Raw genomic sequence first — 16971 nt, 5'->3', positions numbered from 1 at the left:
AGACGAGCCCGCCGACATCCAGGCCGCCGTGGCCCGCCGCGAGGTATAGTTGTCAGAACCACGGATTCGCTCGGATTTATCGGATTACGCGGATTTTGTGAACAAGCCGACCTACCTGGTCGGCTCACTCAGATCCCTCACTACGTTCGGAATGATACAGAGGTAGTCCGTCTACGAAATCCGATTAATCCGTCGAATCCGAGCGAATCCGTGGTTCTGACAACCCCACATAGTTGTTTGCCGATATATTCCGTATTATTCCTACCCTGGCTGATCAGCTGTAGCATGGTTGCTTCTCGTAGCGCCACCCAATTTACTTTTTACTCTGACTGCGGCGCCCCTGCGCCCGGTCCCATTTTACACCGCCGCCTGCGAAAAAGACAACCACTGGCGGCTCCTATTTTCTAATGAAAAGAAAAGACGATTCCGCCGCTCCCCGCGCCCCACGCGCGAAAGCTGCCCGCACTCCGCAAGAAACGAGTGCCCCTACCGCATCAGTTACCATCAACCAGGTAGCCCGCGAATTTTTCACTTCCAACGAAACCCTCATTCCCTACCGCCAGCTGGCGCGCCGCCTCGGCGTGACTACCAAGGAACAGCGCGAGGTGCTCTTCGGTCACCTGCGCACCCTGCGCGAAACGGGGCAGCTGGAGCTCGTCGGCAATGATGAGTACCGCTTATACGGCGCCGAGTCGGCCGAGCCGGTACCCGCTACTGCACCCGAAGTAGAGGCTTCCACCGAGCCTACCCCCGAGGCTGCCAAAGGCAATAAGAAATCGAAGTACGCTGCTACCAAGCAACGCCAGGACGAGGAGTCTAAACCTACCTCCGAGCAATCGAGGCCCGAGGAGGATGACAACGATTCAGTTTCTAAAGGCCGACCAGTAGAAGCCGAGTTCGGCAAAGACCCCGTGATTCATCGCCGCCGCGAGGCCGGTTTTGACCACGCTGGCGACGTGCGCCACCAGAAGAAGCGCCGCCCCGAGCGCGCCGCCGAAACCGAGCGTCCCGGCGAGTACATCACCGGCCGTGTAGACCTGGCTACCCAAAAATTTGCCTTCGTGGTGAGTGAGGAGTCGGAAGAGGACGTGCGCGTGTTCACCGACCGCCTTATGTTTGCGATGGATGGCGACACGGTGCGTGTGCGTCTACGCGGTCAGCGCGACGGCCGCCCGGTAGGCGACGTAGTAGAAATATTGAAGCGTGAGAAGGACACCGTAGTAGGTCGCCTGATGACGCAGAACGCCGGCTTCGGTTTTGTGAAGCCTGACTACCGCAAGCTCTACTTCGACGTGTTTGTGCCGACCGATGGGTTGCACGAAGCCCGCGACGGCGAGAAGGTGCTCGTGAAGATTACCGAGTGGCCCGAGGACCCCGGCCGCCAGCCCGTAGGCGAGGTGGTGCGAAGCTTCGGCCAGGCTGGCGAGAACGAAGCCGAGATCAACGCCATCATGGCGGAGTTCGGGTTGCCGTTTGAATTTCCTGCCGAGGTGGAAGCTGAGTCGGAAGCTATTCCAGACGTGATTTCAGCCAAGGAAATTAAGCGCCGCCGCGACTTCCGCGACGTGACTACCTTCACCATCGACCCCGCCGATGCCAAGGACTTCGACGATGCTCTATCTCTGCGTCAACTGGAAAACGGACATTGGGAAGTAGGCGTGCACATTGCCGACGTGACCCACTACGTGCGCCCCGATACGGCTCTGGAAAAGGAAGCCGAATTCCGGGCTACCTCCGTGTACCTAGTCGACCGCGTGATTCCGATGCTGCCCGAGCGTCTCTCGAATGGCCTTTGTTCGCTACGTCCTAATGAAGACAAGCTGACCTTCTCGGCCGTGTTTGAGCTGGACGAAAAGGGCAAGCTCTACGACGCGTGGTACGGCAAAACCATCATTCACTCTGACCGTCGCTTCGCTTATGAAGAGGCCCAGGAGCGCATCGAGACAAAGGAAGGTGATTACGCCACTGAGGTGAATCTGCTCAACGACATCGCCAAAAAGCTCAACGAACAGCGCTTCAAGAAAGGTGCTATTAGCTTCGAGACGCAAGAGGTGAAGTTCCGGCTGGATGAGAACGGCAAGCCGGTGGGCGTGTACGTGAAAGAGCGCAAGGATGCCCACAAAATGATTGAGGAGTTCATGCTGCTCGCTAACCGTAAGGTGGCCGAGTTCGTGTTCAAGATCAAAGCCCGCAAGCCGCGCATGACGATGGTGTACCGCATTCACGAAGCGCCCGACCCTGACCGTCTGCAAAACTTCGCGCTGTTTGCCCAGAAGTTTGGCCACACGCTGGACCTCACCAACCCCAAAAAGCTCAGCACCGAGCTGAACGATTTGTCGGAGGAGGTAGTGGGCAAGCCCGAGCAAAACGTCATCCAGACGTTGGCCATTCGCACCATGTCGAAGGCTATTTACAGCACCGAGCCTATCGGGCACTTCGGCCTGGCCTTTGAGCACTACACGCACTTCACCTCGCCCATCCGTCGCTACCCCGATATGATGGTGCACCGCTTGCTGGAGCACTACCTCGAAGGTGGTAAGAACGTGCCCGCGGAGCCGGTGGAAGAGGAGTGCAAACACTCCTCGGAGCGCGAGAAGCGTGCCGCCACGGCCGAGCGCGCCAGCATCAAGTACAAGCAGGTAGAGTACATGGCCGACGAAATTGGGGCCGAGTTCACCGGTGTGGTATCGGGCCTAACGGAGTGGGGCGTGTACGTCGAAATCCAGGAAAACAAGTGCGAGGGTATGGTTCGCGTCAGCGACATTCCCGGCGACTACTTCGAGCTGGACAAAGACAACTACCGCTTAGTAGGAAAGAAAACCAAGCGCGTCATTCAGTTCGGCGACCCGCTGCAAGTGGTAGTGAAAGCCGCCAACCTGCTCGACCGGACCATCGACTTCGAGTTGGTAGACGGCCGGCCCGATGCCGTGAAGCGTCGCGAGAAAGACGAGAAGCGTGGCAACCGCGGGGGCAGCCGCCACGGCGGCGGCAAGGAAAACTCTGGCAAAGGCGGTGGCAAGCGCCGCCGGTAGGACTGTATCATCTTAGAGAACGTCATGCTGAGCGGAGCCGAAGCATCTCTACTGGTAGTAATTGATTTACTCACGGTAGAGATTCTTCGGCTCCGCTCAGCATGACGTTCTTTCGTTCTACCCATGCTGCCGCCCTACCCATCTTTCCGTTGTACCTTGCCTACCTCATTCCATCCTCTACCTTCTGTGGATATTTCTGCTCTTACACGCACGATCAACGACCAACTGGCCCTCTTGTCCTACGGCGACCAACCCGCGTCGCTGTACGAGCCAATTCGCTATATAATGGCCCTGGGTGGCAAGCGTATCCGGCCGCTGCTCACGCTGCTCGGTGCCCAGCTTTTCACCGACGACCTAGCGCCCGTTCTGAAGCCTGCCCTGGCCACCGAAGTCTTCCACAACTTCACACTTCTGCACGACGATCTGATGGACCAGGCGCCCCTGCGCCGGGGCCAGGCCACGGTGCACGAAAAGTGGAACCCCAACGTGGCCATTCTGAGTGGCGACGTGATGCTGGTGCGGGCCTATGAGTTGTTTTTCGACGTGCCAGGTGCGCTGCTTCCTACTGTGCTGCGCCGCTTCAGCCAAACTGCCGCCGAGGTGTGCGAGGGGCAGCAATGGGATATGAACTTTGAAACCGATTCTGAAGTAAGCATTGCGCAGTACCTCGATATGATCCGGCTGAAAACGGCCGTCCTGCTTGGCTTTGCGCTGGAACTAGGTGCCCTACTCGGCGGCGCATCCGCCACCGAAGCCGACCAATTGCGGCAGTTCGGAACGGCCATTGGCATTGCCTTTCAACTCCGCGACGACCTGCTGGACGTGTACGGCGATGCCGCTACCTTCGGCAAGCGGGTAGGGGGCGACATCGTATCCGACAAGAAAACCTTCTTGCTACTCACAGCTCAAGCGCAAGCTACTGCTGCGCAGCAGGCCGTATTGCAGCAGTATATTGGGCAGCCCGTTGTCGATGCTGAGGGCAAGGTGCAAGCCGTGACAGCCGTATACGACGAGCTACACATTCGCTCCCAAACCGAGGCGCTCATCAATGAATACTTCGAGGCGGCGTTGGCGCACCTAGAGCAGGTAGAAGTAGCTGCATCGCGCAAAGAGCCACTCCGGCAGCTGGCGCTCCAACTGATGGAGCGTGAAAGCTAGCCGTCTTCCTACCCCCTGATTTCACCCTTTCTATGGATATCACCCTGATTCTGGTCGTGCTCACGGCCATCATTTCCGTTTATGCCTGGTCGAACCCGACTTTCCTAGATAAATGGATTCTGAGCCCCTTTCTGGTTGCCAAGCGCCAGGATTACTACCGCTTCCTCACCTCCGGCTTCCTGCATGCCGACTGGATGCACCTGCTCTTTAACATGTTTGCCTTCTTTTCCTTTGGTCAATTAGTGCAAGGCAGCTTCGAACAGATTTTTGGCTTTGAAGGTAGTCTGTGGCGCTATCTGCTGCTGTACTTAGGTGGCATCATCGTTTCCGATATCCCTACCTACTTCCGCCACCGCCGCGACCCTGACTACCGCAGCTTGGGCGCATCGGGTGGGGTAGCGTCCGTTATCTTCTCCGGTATTCTGTTTCAGCCAATTGGCGGCATCCACATTTTTCCGATTCCATTCAGCATTCCCGGTTTCATTTTCGGCTTTCTCTACCTCGGTTATTCTTACTACATGGGCCGTCGGTCGGGCGATAATATCAACCATGATGCTCATTTCTACGGTGCTTTGTATGGGGTAATGCTCACATTATTCTTCATCCCGCAAATTGGCCCCTACTTTATACAGCAAATCCAACAGTATTTATTTTAAGTTATTGACATTCAGATATTTAAATTAGATATTGTTCAGGCTTACCCTTGATATGAAGTAATTCCAAGGTCAATAGAAGCAGAAAGGCCCGGTTGCACATGCAACCGGGCCTTTCTGCTTCTATTGACGTCGACAGCTAGGGCTATTTGCCTAGCATTCGCTGTTTTTCTAGCCGTGCTACATGGCGTATCAGTTCACCAGTATTTGTCACTTGCTTCACCTGCCAATGGTCATCGCGCTTGAGCATTTTCAGTTCTAAGACCAGTGTGGTATCGTACTTTGGCTGCGTGAACTCCAAGCCTACCAAGGCCTGCCCATTGTCTTCTTCCTTCACATATTTCACGTCCTTGAACTTGCTGTCGGGACTTACCACTTTCCCTGCCAGTCCCAGTATCGATACATTAACAGCGCGCTTTGGTTGTGCTGCTACGGCTGCTTCCACGGAGCCTGTTTCTACGTAGCGCTGCACTTCCTTGCGCGCTGCTGCGGCCAACTGCGGCTTTAGCAGACGCAGGCTTCCCATGAAGGCCGCGCCACCAGGATTCAATAACTTCAGCGTAGTGCTCTGAGTAGTTACTTGGTCTACAATGCCACTCGCCACGCTTTCTATATCCACATACTGCTCGAATGCCGCTACGTCGTGTGCCTGCGCTGCGGCGGCTGCTTTCAAGAGAGAATACTGTGGACCCGACGACATACTGCGGTAGTACCAATAGCCTCCGGCTAGCAGTAGAAGCAGCACGCCGAGTAGAAGTGTTTTTTTCATGTTGATGTATTATATAGAGTAAATTGAAATGTCTGTTGATAAGAAAGCAAGTCTATAAATGCCGTGGCTTTTAGGTTTGTGTACAGGTATTCGCGACGTGCCGTCACTTTCATCCTTACGACAGCTCTTTCAACTTGCATTTTAAACTACGCAACGCTCAGATATCAACTAATGCGTTGGTCTACGTGCGTTGACTTACAAATTGCTTTAGAGCATCATCTACAAGTGAAGCGGAATACCAGCAATGGCCAAGCATCTTACAGTTCGTGGATGCAAGCGCTTCTACAAATGCCTAACCAAAATAGTCTACGCACCAGTTCGTAGCTGCTGGGCTCCCAGACTTATTATCTATCTGGTGACATACTAGACATTGCAACAAGAAGGTAGGGTAGGGTAGGGTAGGGTAGGGTAGGGTAGGGTAGGGTAGGGTAGGGTAGGGTAGGGTAGGGTAGGGTAGGGGTCCTCAATAAAAGGTCAAGAGATTCTGGTATCTCCTCCAACAAGTATGAGATACACTATCCTGACACTCCTTTTTCTCACCTCAGATATAGGTAGTGTGATCTGCATTGTCTGTTGAAACCTACCTAGCCAACCATCAGGGGCCAACTCCAATTACACAAACTTTTTATGATAGCTTCTACTCCGTCTGATTTCAAAAACTGTTTTTAAATCCGTTTCAGACTTAAGGGTGTATTAAGACTTAGAGTGATAGAGTCTAATGTACATCAGAAGGCCTACGCTGCTATTAGGTATAATAGTAATGCGCTTTCACTATCGTTTCAATGTAATACTGATCAATCTTACTTGAGACTCACAGCGATACAGTACAGCATGTATCAATGTTATTTTACACTTATTTTTTTGTGAAACAGCTTAAATAGAGCTGAAAACCGCTTTTTCAGTCGTTTCTTATTTATTATAGATTACTATGTCGCTATCATTTGCAGTATGTAACACGTTATGTGTTACTGTAATATATAGCATGTAACTGTAATATGTCTACTTGTTACGCGTGTTTTGTAACATATATTACGCATACAGTTAAACATTGATATTTGTAACACTATTTGTTTTATCGCATCAATATTTACAACTTTACAAACAGTAGTTACAATGCTCTCGATATGCCGCATCAAGGAGAAATACTGCAAAACGCTATCAAAAACAGTGGTATTTCTATCACGCGCATTGTAGACGAACTAGGTATTACACGACCTACAATCTATCGTAAATTCAAGGATGATACACTTGATTACGAATTTGTAAAAAAAATAGGTGACATTATCGGACATGATTTTTCCCAGGACTTTACAAAAAGCCCACAATCTGTTTTGTCATTTGTAACGAATACCCCTACAAAAGTGTCCAATCCTCCTGCTTTACAACGTAACACCTCTGCTGTAACACCCTCCCAGGACCAAACAGAACAGCTTTTAGCTTTGCAAACGAAGTACATTGCCTTACTAGAGGCTTATAATGAACTGTTGATTAAAGTGTATGGTCCTAAATGACAAATATGTTCCACGTGAAACATATTTGTCAAATAGTCCAACTACAGATGAAAGCTAAATAAAGATCAGAAGTTGGAAGAAAGCATACCGTTTAGTGGGTCAGCAAGAGCAATGTGGAGCTGTTTTAAGGCTCACAAAACTCTACTTGTTGAGATAGTTCAGAAAGTCACCGCTTATAGATTCGAAGTTGAAAGTAGTGTAATAAGTCAGTCAGTGTAAGTCACTGCTTAGCCCTGTTCTGTGAAGCAAGCGAAACGCAACCGGTAGTCGCAATGGTGCTTTTAATTAAGTTAGGCAAGAACTTTATTCGGAGGATAATAAGATATACTATACGTGCTGCCTCGTGGTAGAAAATGTTGCCTACTTATAAAAATGTCTATGGGGTAAGTGCCTCTATAGAATTGGTAGATGAACTACTATAGGAAACACGTAGAAGGCGATTGATCTAGAGGATTGGGACGGCTATTGAATAGGTAGCATATCCCTTCTTATTGCGGATGCGCTTACTAATACTTTCAGAACCCATTCATTCACTCCCAACCAACCAACCAACCATTGTATAGCTACTGGTCGTCTACCTAAGTCTATATAGAGGGTAGCAGGAGGTGCTGAGAGAGAAGCCTTCCAAAAGCCATTGCGTTCGGTTTAACTGAGTTGATTGAATTTCTCTACACAAGCTAGAATAGCCATGCGCTGATAGAGGCTTACGAAAGCGGTAAGCATCAGCCTGAGTTTCGTTTGGTATTATATATTGAGAAGAAAGTATGCTTGTTTGGGCATACTCTTCTCGTCTTATAAGAAGACCACCTCTTTGATAACCTCCTCGCCAACCTCCGCATTGATAATCTCTAGCACCCGTGTCTTAGCCATCACGAGTTCATGTTTGAGAGGTGCCGAGGTGAGACGTACGAACAATTTGCCCTTGCTCACAAAAACCTCCTGAGTTTTGAGCGCGACAGCCTTGCCCATCACCCGTTCCCAGCTGGCAACTACTACTACCTCGTTCAGCTTGCCCTGAATACGGTAGGCCTTCAGCAAAGCTTTAATACCGTCCTTCAGCGGCATAATATCAGCCTGACGGTAATTGTCTGAAGGTTTATGTTTTTTCACTGAAAATGCGTAAGGAAGCGAAAGTAGCACCCTATCTAGAGGGGGTTGCAAAGGTACACAACGAGTTACCTATAGCGGCGCAACCGAACCGTTCTCGACCCGGAAACGACTTATTTGTTCCGATAGAGTTGATAGTACCTGATCAGTCCGATCGAGGTGTGTATCTGTAAGAAAAACCTGCCCAAAGGTATGGTCAGCTACTAGGCGCATAAGCTGCGTGATACGCTTCTCATCTAAACGGTCAAAAATATCATCCAGCAGCAGAATGGGCTTTTGCTGTTTGCGGATAGACAGAATCTCAAACTGCGCAAGCTTCAGGGCAATAGCATATGATTTTTGCTGACCCTGCGAGCCGTAGTTTTTAACGGGTAGGTCATTCATGAGGAATACGAAGTCGTCGCGGTGGGGGCCGGCGTGGGTGCGCTGAAGCAGCAAGTCTTTGCGCTCGTTGAGGCGAAGAACCTTCAGGAAGTCAGTAGGAGGTACTTGACTTTTATAAGTAAGGGTTACTTCCTCCCGATCATCGGAAAGCTGCTGGTAATGCCGCTGGAAGATAGGCGTAAACTCATCTAAGAATTGCTGGCGTAATTGAACCAGCTGCTCACCAAGGGGCGCTAACTGCTCATCCAATACCAAAAGATAGTCCCGATCATACGCTTGGCCATTGGACGCCTTAAGCAAGGCATTGCGCTGGCGCAACAGGTGGGAATAGGAAATCAACAGCTCCAAATACGTATGATCAAGCTGCGACATCAGGCTGTCGAAATATCGGCGCCGATCTTCGCTGCCCTGCCGGATGAGGTCCGTATCGTAAGGCGAAATCAGCACCACGGGGTAGCGACCAATATGATCGGATATGCGCTCGTAGGGTTGCTTGTCGTGCGTAACGGTTTTCTTCTGGCCTACCCGTAAACTGCACTGGATAACCTCCTCTGTGGGCTCGGGGGTAGGGGAGTGAAACCGGCCGCGCACCACGAAGAACTCTTCTCCATGTTTAATTGTCTGCGTATCAGCAGCATTAAAAGCGCTCTTGGTGAGCGATAGATAATGAATGGCATCTAAGAGATTAGTCTTGCCACTACCATTGTCGCCAATGAAGCAATTAATATGCGGCGAGAGGTGTAGATTGACTTCTTCGTAGTTCTTGAAGAAGAGAAGATGCAGAGTTTCAAGATTCATTCGGGTTCGGAATTGCAATCCTTTTACGTACTTTCGCATCCCAAACGCGAACAACCAAGAGCACGATGGCGGAGACGAAAGTAAAGGCTGCCCCCAAAGCTTCCAAGGAGAGCAAGCCAGCTAAAACGAAAAATGCCCCCAGCGGTAAGGCCACACCTTCCGAAGCTGCGGTAGAAGCAACGGAGTTGATGGAAACGGTTCAGCAACCCGATTCGGGTGCACCGGCATCCAACCCCGAAGCAAAAGAAGCTACGGGCGCCCCTAAGGCTACGACTCCGGATACTCCAGAGTTTTCGAAAGAGCAATACCTCTCTTGGTATGAGCAAATGCAGCTCATGCGCAAGTTTGAAGAAAAAGCCGGCCAGCTGTATGGTCAGCAAAAAATCAAAGGATTCTGCCATCTCTATATAGGGCAGGAGGCTTGTGTAGCTGGCGCCGTGTCGGCCCTGACCAAGGATGACAAATGGATTACGGCCTACCGTGACCACGCGCACCCACTGGCCCTGGGCACATCGCCCAATGCTATCATGGCTGAGCTATTTGCAAAGGAAACCGGTTGCTCGAAAGGCAAAGGTGGTTCGATGCACATGTTCGACAAAGAGGTGAACTTCATGGGTGGCCACGGTATCGTAGGTGCCCAGGTTCCCATGGGAGCTGGTATTGCCTTTGCCGAGAAGTACAACAAGACCGGCAACCTGTGCATTTGCTACATGGGCGACGGTGCCGTACGTCAGGGTGCATTGCACGAAGCTTTCAACATGGCCATGCTGTGGAAACTGCCAGTTATTTTCGTTATCGAAAATAACGGCTACGCCATGGGTACTTCGGTGCAGCGCACGTCCAACGTAACCGAGTTGTATAAGCTAGGGCTATCGTACGACATGCCTTCGGAGCCGGTAAACGCCATGAACGTAGAGGATGTGCACGAAGCCGTAGCCCGCGCTGCCGAGCGCGCCCGCGCTGGTGAAGGCCCTACCTTGCTGGAATTCAAAACCTACCGCTACAAAGGCCACTCGATGAGCGACCCGGCCAAGTACCGCACCAAAGAAGAGTTGGAAGACTTCCGCTCGCGTGATACCATCGAAGCCGTGCGCCACACCATTCTGACGCACAATATGGCATCGGAAGAAGATTTGAACGCCATCGACGAAAGAATCAAAGGTCAGGTACAAGAGTCGGTTGACTTCGCTGAAAACTCTGCTTTCCCCGATCCGGAAGAACTCTACCGCGATGTGTATGTAGAGGAAGATTATCCTTTCATCCGCGAATAGCATCGCTTTTTCTGACAAGCATCTTTGCGGCTCCCCTGAGCCATTCGTAGTATGTCCAAGATTCCTTATACGCGTAACAGCCCGCAGAACCGCCCGCAACGCGTGTCTACTGACCCATTGCAGCCCGCAACGCATGAGGGCGAATTTGGCAATGCAGAACATCCGTTGTTAGAAGATCCGGATGCTCTGGCCATCCGTTTGGCCGAATCAGAAGACTTTGTGCGCCGTAACAAAAACCTGTTGCTGGGTTTGCTGGCCGTGGTCGTGTTGGCTGTGGTAGGCGGTATCGGCTACTATATGTGGCGCTCCTCGCAGGATGAGAAAGCGCAGACTGCCATGTTCCAGGCCGTTAACTATTGGGAAGCCGATTCGCTGAACAAGGCCATGCAAGGCGATGGGCAGTACGATGGCCTGACTACGATTGCCTCGGAGTATGGCAATACGAAGGCTGGCAACCTAGCTAGCTTCTACGCTGGTGTAGCTGCGCTAAAGCAAGGCAAGTTCCAGGCTGCTATCGACTATTTGGAAGACTTTAGCTCCGATGATTTGCTGGTGCAGGCCCGGGCCTATTCTTTGATAGGCGATGCCAACATGGAGCTAAACAAGTACAAGGAAGCCACCGATTTCTACGATAAAGCAGCGAACTACAAAGCCAACGAATACTTCTCGCCAGAGTACCTGATGAAGAAAGCAACGGCGCAGGAAATGGCGAAGGACTATAGCGGAGCGGTGGAAACGTACGATAAAATCATCAACGACTACCAAAGCGCTCAACAGGTAAACGAAGCGCGCCAGATGAAAGCCCGCGCCGAAGCACTAGCTGGCAAGTAAAACCCAATGGCAGTTTTGCTGTTCTAGCAACTACTATTAAAAAGGACGGTCCAGTACCGTCCTTTTTTTATAAACGCGGGTAGCGACTAGTAGCATCTACTTACTGCGTCCGTGAAATCTTCCACATCTGCAAACCCTACGCTACATGGCAACTACTCTCAAAAACCTCAGCGACTATACTTCTGACCACTTTATTGATATCAGTGACAAGCGCTTTGGCTTGGTAGTGGCCGAATGGAACCGCGAAATTACGGATACGCTGGCACAAGGCGCGTACGAGACGCTGCTCAAGCATGGCGCGAAAGAAGAGAACATCTACCGCAACACCGTGCCGGGTAGCTTCGAGTTGACCTTGGGGGCCCAATTACTGGCCCAGCACGAGGAGATAGATGCTGTTATCTGCTTAGGGGTAGTTATTCAAGGCGAGACGAAGCACGATGATTATATCTGCCACGCCGTAGCCCAAGGTATTACCAACGTCGGATTGAAGTTCAATAAGCCCGTCATTTTTGGCTTGGTTACCACTAACACACTGGAGCAGGCGTGGGATCGGGCGGGTGGCAAGCATGGCAACAAAGGAGTGGAGGGAGCAGTGGCCGCCATCCACATGCTGGGCTTCTGAGAAGGGCGTATGCGGAGGGGTAGGAATGAAAAAGCGCCGTTAGCTAATTAATTGACAAAGACGTAGCTTTGCGGCCGAAAAGCCTTGCGCAGCGTCGGCTGATTGGCTGGATACAACGCTGAACAGTGCCTTATAAACTTATTTATAGAAGCTACTGTTGAGCGGCTATTCCGGCAAATGACCGATACGGCTATGCTGGTAGGCAATCAATCACCCCTTTATCATATTTTCCCTGCCCAACATGAGTGACGACAACCTACGCTATTCCAGGGAAGAGCTAGCTGAGTTCGAGCAGATTATTCAGGACAAGCTAACCGCTGCCCGGAAAGAAGTAAGCTTTATCAAGGAAACCCTGAGCCGGCGCAACGATTCGGGTACCGATAACACGGCGTCATCGTCGAAAGTCCTGGAAGACGGTGCCGATACAGCCGAAAAAGAAAGCCTGAATCAACTGGCCTCGCGCCAGATGAAGTTCATTCAGCAGTTGGAAAACGCGCTGATTCGCATTAAGAATGGTACCTATGGCGTGTGCATCGGTACAGGTAAGCTGATTCCGAAAGAGCGCCTGCGCGCCGTGCCGCATACGCAGCACTCGATTGAAGCGAAAATGGCCCGCCGCGACTAGCGGTACACTACTATTTTACGTGCCCGGACGGGTTGGTTGGAGGCTGCAAAGTATCTAACCGCCGGTCCGGGCACTGTTTTCTGAGGCTGGGTGTTGGGAGCTTCAGTTTACAATTCACCATTGATTTTTCATTTTGCACCGTAGCGATACGGCGCTAACCCTTGCAACTATGGGCAAGAAACACTTCTCCGATGAACCGTCCGGCCGCCGTGGCCGCACTTCTTTTAACGACAAAAACAAAGAGGGTGGTCGCGATGCCAAACCGCGCCGCAACGACCGCCCTGCCGGTAATAACTTCGGCCGAGACAATGACCGCCGGGGTGAAGGCTTTACCTCGCGCCCATCGTTCGGCCGGCCGCAGGGGCAGGGTAGCCGCCCCGGTGGCAACCGGGATTTTGGCAACCGCGGCTTCGGGGAAGACCGCAACAGTGGTGGCCGCAGCTTTGGCAGCAACGACCGGCGCCCAAGCGGGGGTAGGGATTTTGGCGGCAACGACCGTCGTGCTGGTGGAGGCCGGGACTTCGGTGGCTCTGACCGTCGTGCAGGCGGCAGCCGCAACGACGGCTACGGGCAGCGGGAGCAGCCCAACAACCGGCCGGTGCGGGCCTACGAATCGAGAGAAACCTGGAATGGTCAGCCCTATCGCCAGGATGGTAAGCCAACCGTGCCACGCGGTGCGCCGGGTGAGCGAAACCGCAAGTTTCAGAAGGCGAACCCGAATGCGGAAGCTCCTGCTTTCCGGCCGCAACCAGAAGCACCTACCCGCCCCGAGCGCAACGAGGCAACCGGAAATGACCGACCCATTCGGGCAGCGCGCCCATTCGACTATCGCGGTAAGCCTGAGGAAGGCGACACGCGCAGCGAGCGGCAAGCCCGTACGTTTGAGCGCGGTAACGAAGACCGCCGCGATAACCGGGGTGGCTACGGCGACCGGAAACCAGCGGGTAATTTTGGTAAGCGCGACTTCGGCGGACAGCGCGAAGGCCGTCCGTCGTATGGCGACCGACAGGAGCGCAACTTTGGGGGCGGTAGCCGTAGCTTCAGCGAGATGCGGGCAGGTCGCGCGTACGAAACGCGCGAGCGTCGTAGCGATACTACTACGGACAAGAAATTTACGCCCGATGCCAACGACCATCGTGCTGGTAAGCTGAAGCGCGGCGAGGTGGCTGGCCAGGCCCCAGACTACAAAAACCTCAAGCACTACGAGCAGGATCCGAACCGTGGCAATAAGCGCCGTCGCAAGGAGGAAGAATTGGGAGCGGAAGTAATCCGTCTGAATCGCTACATCGCCAACGCGGGCGTTTGCTCGCGTCGGGAAGCCGATGCGCTGATTGCCGCCGGCGAAATTCGGGTGAACGGCGAGGTAGTGACCGAAATGGGCTACCAGGTACAGCCATCGGATACGGTGCAGTATGGCAAAACCAACCTCAACCGCGAGAAGCTGGTGTACGTGCTGCTGAACAAGCCCAAGGATTTCATCACCACCACCGACGATCCGGAAGGCCGCAAGACCGTGATGGACTTGGTGTCGGGTGCTTCCAAGGAGCGCATTTTCCCGGTAGGGCGTCTTGACCGCAACACTACAGGGCTGCTGCTATTCACCAATGACGGTGAAGTAGCGCAGAAGCTTTCGCACCCTTCCAACAAAAACAAAAAGATCTACCAAGTAGAGCTAGACAAGCCACTAACAGAAGCTGACCTGCGCAGCATTTCGGAAGGCCTGGAACTGGAAGATGGCAAAGCAGAGGTAGACGACGTGGCGGTGGTAGCCGGCAACGCGCACTTTGTGGGCATTGAGCTGCACACGGGACGTAACCGCATTGTGCGCCGCATCTTTGAGCACCTGGGCTACGAAGTAGTAACGCTGGACCGCGTGCAATACGCTGGCCTCACCAAAAAGGACCTACCCCGTAGCAAGTGGCGCTTCCTGACGGAAAAAGAGGTAATCCGTCTGAAATACTTTATGTAGCACGCAACCCCCTGGCAACAGCGGGGCTCCTAGTGGTGAGTAGTGAGATGGTGAAACAGTAAGTTTGATGTTCTGCCGGTACCGCTTACGCGAATCCAGCTTATATAGAAGCATCAAGCTTACTATTTCACCACTCACCATTTCACCATTCACTATTTCACCTTCATGCGTACCGCTACTCTTGATATTGGCAACACGGCCGTGAAGTATGGATACTTCGAGGGTAGTGAGTTGCGGTATCGGGCAACGGGGCAAACGCTGGCAGAGGTGCTGGCGCTGGTGCAACTGCATCAGCCTACCCACGCCATTGTAGCGTCGGTAGCGGAGCCTACCACAGATTGGGCCGCTGCGCTACGGCCGCTTGTGCCGGGGCAATTGCTGGAACTGGCACCCGCTACCACACCGCTTCCACTGCGCAACGGCTATGCTACCCCCCACACGCTAGGCGCCGACCGGCTGGCGGCAGCAGTAGGCGCGGCGTGGCTGCATCCCAACCAAGATATATTGGTGATTGACGCCGGCACGGCTATTAAGTGCGACTTCGTGGAAGGTGGTCACACCTTTCGGGGAGGTAGCATCGGGCCGGGGCTGCGGCTGCGGTTTCAGGCGCTGCATACGTTTACGGGCCGCTTGCCGTTACTGGAAGTGCCCAATGCTCCTTCAGTGGCCGTACCCCTGATAGGGGATGATACGCAATCGGCTATTCGGAGTGGCGTGCTGAACGGAGCGGCCGCTGAAGTAAACGGTCTGATTGACACCTACCGGGCACAGTACCCTGGGTTGGCGGTGCTGTTGACGGGCGGCGACGCCGGTTTTTTTCAACCACGGCTGAAAGGCTATATCTTTGCCATTCCGGAGCTTGTGCTACTTGGGCTCCATCGAATATTAGTGCATAATGTTGAAAACTAAATTTGCCGGCCTGGCCGGGTTGTCGCTGCTCGGGTGGCTGAACGCTGCACAAACGCAGGCACAAGGTCTGGGAAACTCGCCTTATTCGCGCCTGGGCCTGGGCGACGCCTATATTAATACGGGTGGTGTCCGGCAAATGGCAATGGGTGGGGTAGGACTAGCCGCACCCAACGGTACCAACGTAAATGAGTTGAACCCGGCGCTGGTGTACTACACCTCTCGTACCACCTACGAGGTAGCCATAACCGGGCAGTTCAAAACCATCAGTAACCGCACCAACTCGCAGCGCGATGGTAGCGGTACGTTGGGCTACTTGGCCTTGGCTTTCCCCATCTCCAAACGGTGGGCGGCCGCGGCTGGCTTGCGGCCCTACACGGCCGTCGACTACGAAAGCACAACGAGCAGCAGCGTAACGGGCGACCCTAATGCGCAATCCATCAACCGATTTACGGGCGATGGTGGGTTATCAGAGGCCTATATGGTACACGCCTTTCGCATAGCGAAAGGCCTAACCGTAGGAGGTACAGCTTCTTACGTGTTCGGTACCATCGATGCTACCTCTGGTACCACGGTTGTAACCTCCGGCGACAACTCGAATGTACAGAGCACCGTGCGCCTGGAGCACGTGCGTTATTCAGACTTTATTTTCCGGGCAGGCGCGCACTACCGTGGCAAGCTAACGGATAAATTAAACTACAATCTGGCGGCCGTATACGGCTTTCAGTCCAACCTGAACGGCACGTACGACGTGACGCAGGAGCAGCGCACGCTGGCGGGCGCGCCCATCGCCAATACCAGCATTGTGCTGGTGAGCGGCCAGAAAGGCGAGGCCCGCGTGCCTACCCTGGCGCAGTTCGGCATTAGCCTTGATAACAACCGCAACTGGAGCACCAGCCTGGACCTGGCCCGGCAGCAATGGTCGCGCTTTCAGGTGCCGGTGCTAGCCGGCGTAACCAGCGCCGCCAACGTGCCCCTGAGCGATACCTACCGGGTAGGACTAGGCGGCGAATGGGCCCCAGACCCAACCAGTGTCGATAATTACTTCAAGCGCGTGGTGTACCGGGCAGGCATCAGCCTAGCCGAGGTTCCTTACCGTCCTAGTGGGCAGCGTCTATACGACCGAGCCGTGAGTTGGGGCTTTGGCTTCCCGATACCCGGTGCTACGCCACTAGATGCTACTACCTTTAGCCTGGCCTTCACCTACGGACAGCGCGGCAACAACAACGTAACCATCGACAGCCCCAGCGGCAACGTAAAGGAAAACTATATCCGGATGCAGGTAGGGGTTTCGCTCAATAACCGCTGGTTTATCAAGCGGCGCATTGAGTAGTG

General features: G+C 53.2%; 15 protein-coding genes. 11 read left to right on the top strand and 4 right to left on the bottom strand.

Annotated features, from left to right (window positions below; all coding sequences use genetic code 11):
• The first annotated feature begins 407 nt into the window (after window positions 1-407).
• The 3 genes from rnr to KYK14_RS10500 all read left to right on the top strand — a co-directional run bounded on the left by rnr (window position 408) and on the right by KYK14_RS10500 (window position 4846).
• Window positions 408-3032, top strand: a complete 2625-nt coding sequence (gene rnr, locus KYK14_RS10510; protein ID WP_219158799.1) for a ribonuclease R — start codon at window positions 408-410, stop codon at window positions 3030-3032.
• Between the two features lie 186 nt (window positions 3033-3218).
• Window positions 3219-4190, top strand: coding sequence for a polyprenyl synthetase family protein (locus KYK14_RS10505; RefSeq protein WP_343217084.1), 972 nt, complete (start codon window positions 3219-3221; stop codon window positions 4188-4190).
• A gap of 32 nt (window positions 4191-4222) precedes the next feature.
• A complete protein-coding gene (locus KYK14_RS10500; RefSeq protein WP_219158797.1) occupies window positions 4223-4846 on the top strand; it encodes a rhomboid family intramembrane serine protease in 624 nt (207 codons plus the stop codon).
• Window positions 4847-4988: 142 nt separating this feature from the next.
• Here KYK14_RS10500 and KYK14_RS10495 read toward each other — a convergent pair whose 3' ends face one another.
• Both KYK14_RS10495 and KYK14_RS22340 read right to left on the bottom strand, forming a co-directional pair.
• Window positions 4989-5612 (bottom strand): hypothetical protein, encoded by a 624-nt coding sequence (locus KYK14_RS10495; protein ID WP_208309036.1) that lies wholly within the window; start codon window positions 5610-5612, stop codon window positions 4989-4991.
• Window positions 5613-5956: 344 nt separating this feature from the next.
• Complete coding sequence (locus tag KYK14_RS22340; protein WP_281421328.1) at window positions 5957-6079, bottom strand: hypothetical protein; 123 nt, start codon at window positions 6077-6079, stop codon at window positions 5957-5959.
• A 600-nt stretch (window positions 6080-6679) separates the two neighbouring features.
• Here KYK14_RS22340 and KYK14_RS10490 point away from each other — a divergent pair.
• Window positions 6680-7123 (top strand): helix-turn-helix domain-containing protein, encoded by a 444-nt coding sequence (locus KYK14_RS10490; RefSeq protein ID WP_219158796.1) that lies wholly within the window; start codon window positions 6680-6682, stop codon window positions 7121-7123.
• A 792-nt stretch (window positions 7124-7915) separates the two neighbouring features.
• Here KYK14_RS10490 and KYK14_RS10485 read toward each other — a convergent pair.
• Both KYK14_RS10485 and recF read right to left on the bottom strand, forming a co-directional pair.
• Entirely contained in the window at window positions 7916-8233 is a 318-nt protein-coding gene (locus tag KYK14_RS10485) for a DciA family protein (RefSeq protein ID WP_258048950.1), read from the bottom strand.
• A 69-nt stretch (window positions 8234-8302) separates the two neighbouring features.
• A complete protein-coding gene (recF, locus tag KYK14_RS10480) occupies window positions 8303-9412 on the bottom strand; it encodes a DNA replication/repair protein RecF (protein WP_219158795.1) in 1110 nt (369 codons plus the stop codon).
• A 65-nt stretch (window positions 9413-9477) separates the two neighbouring features.
• On the opposite strand from recF, the gene pdhA reads away from it, so the two are divergent.
• The 7 genes from pdhA (at window position 9478) to bamG (ending at window position 16969) form a co-directional block, all read left to right on the top strand.
• On the top strand, window positions 9478-10683 hold the full coding sequence (gene pdhA / locus KYK14_RS10475; protein ID WP_246601786.1) for a pyruvate dehydrogenase (acetyl-transferring) E1 component subunit alpha: 1206 nt from the start codon (window positions 9478-9480) through the stop codon (window positions 10681-10683).
• A gap of 51 nt (window positions 10684-10734) precedes the next feature.
• Window positions 10735-11514: a tetratricopeptide repeat protein gene (locus KYK14_RS10470; RefSeq protein WP_246601785.1), complete on the top strand. Its 780-nt coding sequence runs from the start codon at window positions 10735-10737 to the stop codon at window positions 11512-11514.
• A 145-nt stretch (window positions 11515-11659) separates the two neighbouring features.
• The gene (gene ribH / locus KYK14_RS10465) at window positions 11660-12136 is read left to right on the top strand and encodes a 6,7-dimethyl-8-ribityllumazine synthase (RefSeq protein WP_185281859.1); all 477 of its coding nucleotides are present in this window, start codon (window positions 11660-11662) and stop codon (window positions 12134-12136) included.
• Window positions 12137-12377: 241 nt separating this feature from the next.
• Window positions 12378-12761, top strand: coding sequence for a TraR/DksA family transcriptional regulator (locus KYK14_RS10460; RefSeq protein WP_185281860.1), 384 nt, complete (start codon window positions 12378-12380; stop codon window positions 12759-12761).
• A gap of 169 nt (window positions 12762-12930) precedes the next feature.
• On the top strand, window positions 12931-14730 hold the full coding sequence (locus tag KYK14_RS10455; protein WP_219158794.1) for a pseudouridine synthase: 1800 nt from the start codon (window positions 12931-12933) through the stop codon (window positions 14728-14730).
• A gap of 165 nt (window positions 14731-14895) precedes the next feature.
• Window positions 14896-15639 carry a type III pantothenate kinase gene (locus KYK14_RS10450; protein ID WP_219158793.1) on the top strand — a complete coding sequence of 248 codons (744 nt, stop codon included), beginning with the start codon at window positions 14896-14898 and terminating at the stop codon, window positions 15637-15639.
• Window positions 15626-16969: a BamG family beta-barrel-assembly machinery protein gene (gene bamG, locus KYK14_RS10445; protein ID WP_219158792.1), complete on the top strand. Its 1344-nt coding sequence runs from the start codon at window positions 15626-15628 to the stop codon at window positions 16967-16969. Before KYK14_RS10450 ends, bamG begins: the two co-directional genes overlap by 14 nt.
• Window positions 16970-16971: the final 2 nt, after the last annotated feature.

The organism is Hymenobacter profundi, from assembly GCF_019334315.1.
In the GTDB taxonomy this organism is placed as follows: Bacteria; Bacteroidota; Bacteroidia; order Cytophagales; family Hymenobacteraceae; genus Hymenobacter; species Hymenobacter profundi.
Note: the sequence above shows the minus strand (reverse complement) of the source record. Positions and strands in the feature narration are given on the sequence as shown.

What these genes read in the sequence shown, in the direction of transcription:
- recF (WP_219158795.1), bottom strand. Translation starts at nt 9,412, where the DNA reads ATGAATCTTGAAACTCTGCATCTTCTCTTCTTCAAGAACTACGAAGAA.
- KYK14_RS10450 (WP_219158793.1), top strand. Translation starts at nt 14,896, where the DNA reads ATGCGTACCGCTACTCTTGATATTGGCAACACGGCCGTGAAGTATGGA.
- KYK14_RS10500 (WP_219158797.1), top strand. Translation starts at nt 4,223, where the DNA reads ATGGATATCACCCTGATTCTGGTCGTGCTCACGGCCATCATTTCCGTT.
- KYK14_RS10455 (WP_219158794.1), top strand. Translation starts at nt 12,931, where the DNA reads ATGGGCAAGAAACACTTCTCCGATGAACCGTCCGGCCGCCGTGGCCGC.
- KYK14_RS10460 (WP_185281860.1), top strand. Translation starts at nt 12,378, where the DNA reads ATGAGTGACGACAACCTACGCTATTCCAGGGAAGAGCTAGCTGAGTTC.
- KYK14_RS10470 (WP_246601785.1), top strand. Translation starts at nt 10,735, where the DNA reads ATGTCCAAGATTCCTTATACGCGTAACAGCCCGCAGAACCGCCCGCAA.
- ribH (WP_185281859.1), top strand. Translation starts at nt 11,660, where the DNA reads ATGGCAACTACTCTCAAAAACCTCAGCGACTATACTTCTGACCACTTT.
- pdhA (WP_246601786.1), top strand. Translation starts at nt 9,478, where the DNA reads ATGGCGGAGACGAAAGTAAAGGCTGCCCCCAAAGCTTCCAAGGAGAGC.
- bamG (WP_219158792.1), top strand. Translation starts at nt 15,626, where the DNA reads ATGTTGAAAACTAAATTTGCCGGCCTGGCCGGGTTGTCGCTGCTCGGG.
- KYK14_RS10495 (WP_208309036.1), bottom strand. Translation starts at nt 5,612, where the DNA reads ATGAAAAAAACACTTCTACTCGGCGTGCTGCTTCTACTGCTAGCCGGA.
- rnr (WP_219158799.1), top strand. Translation starts at nt 408, where the DNA reads ATGAAAAGAAAAGACGATTCCGCCGCTCCCCGCGCCCCACGCGCGAAA.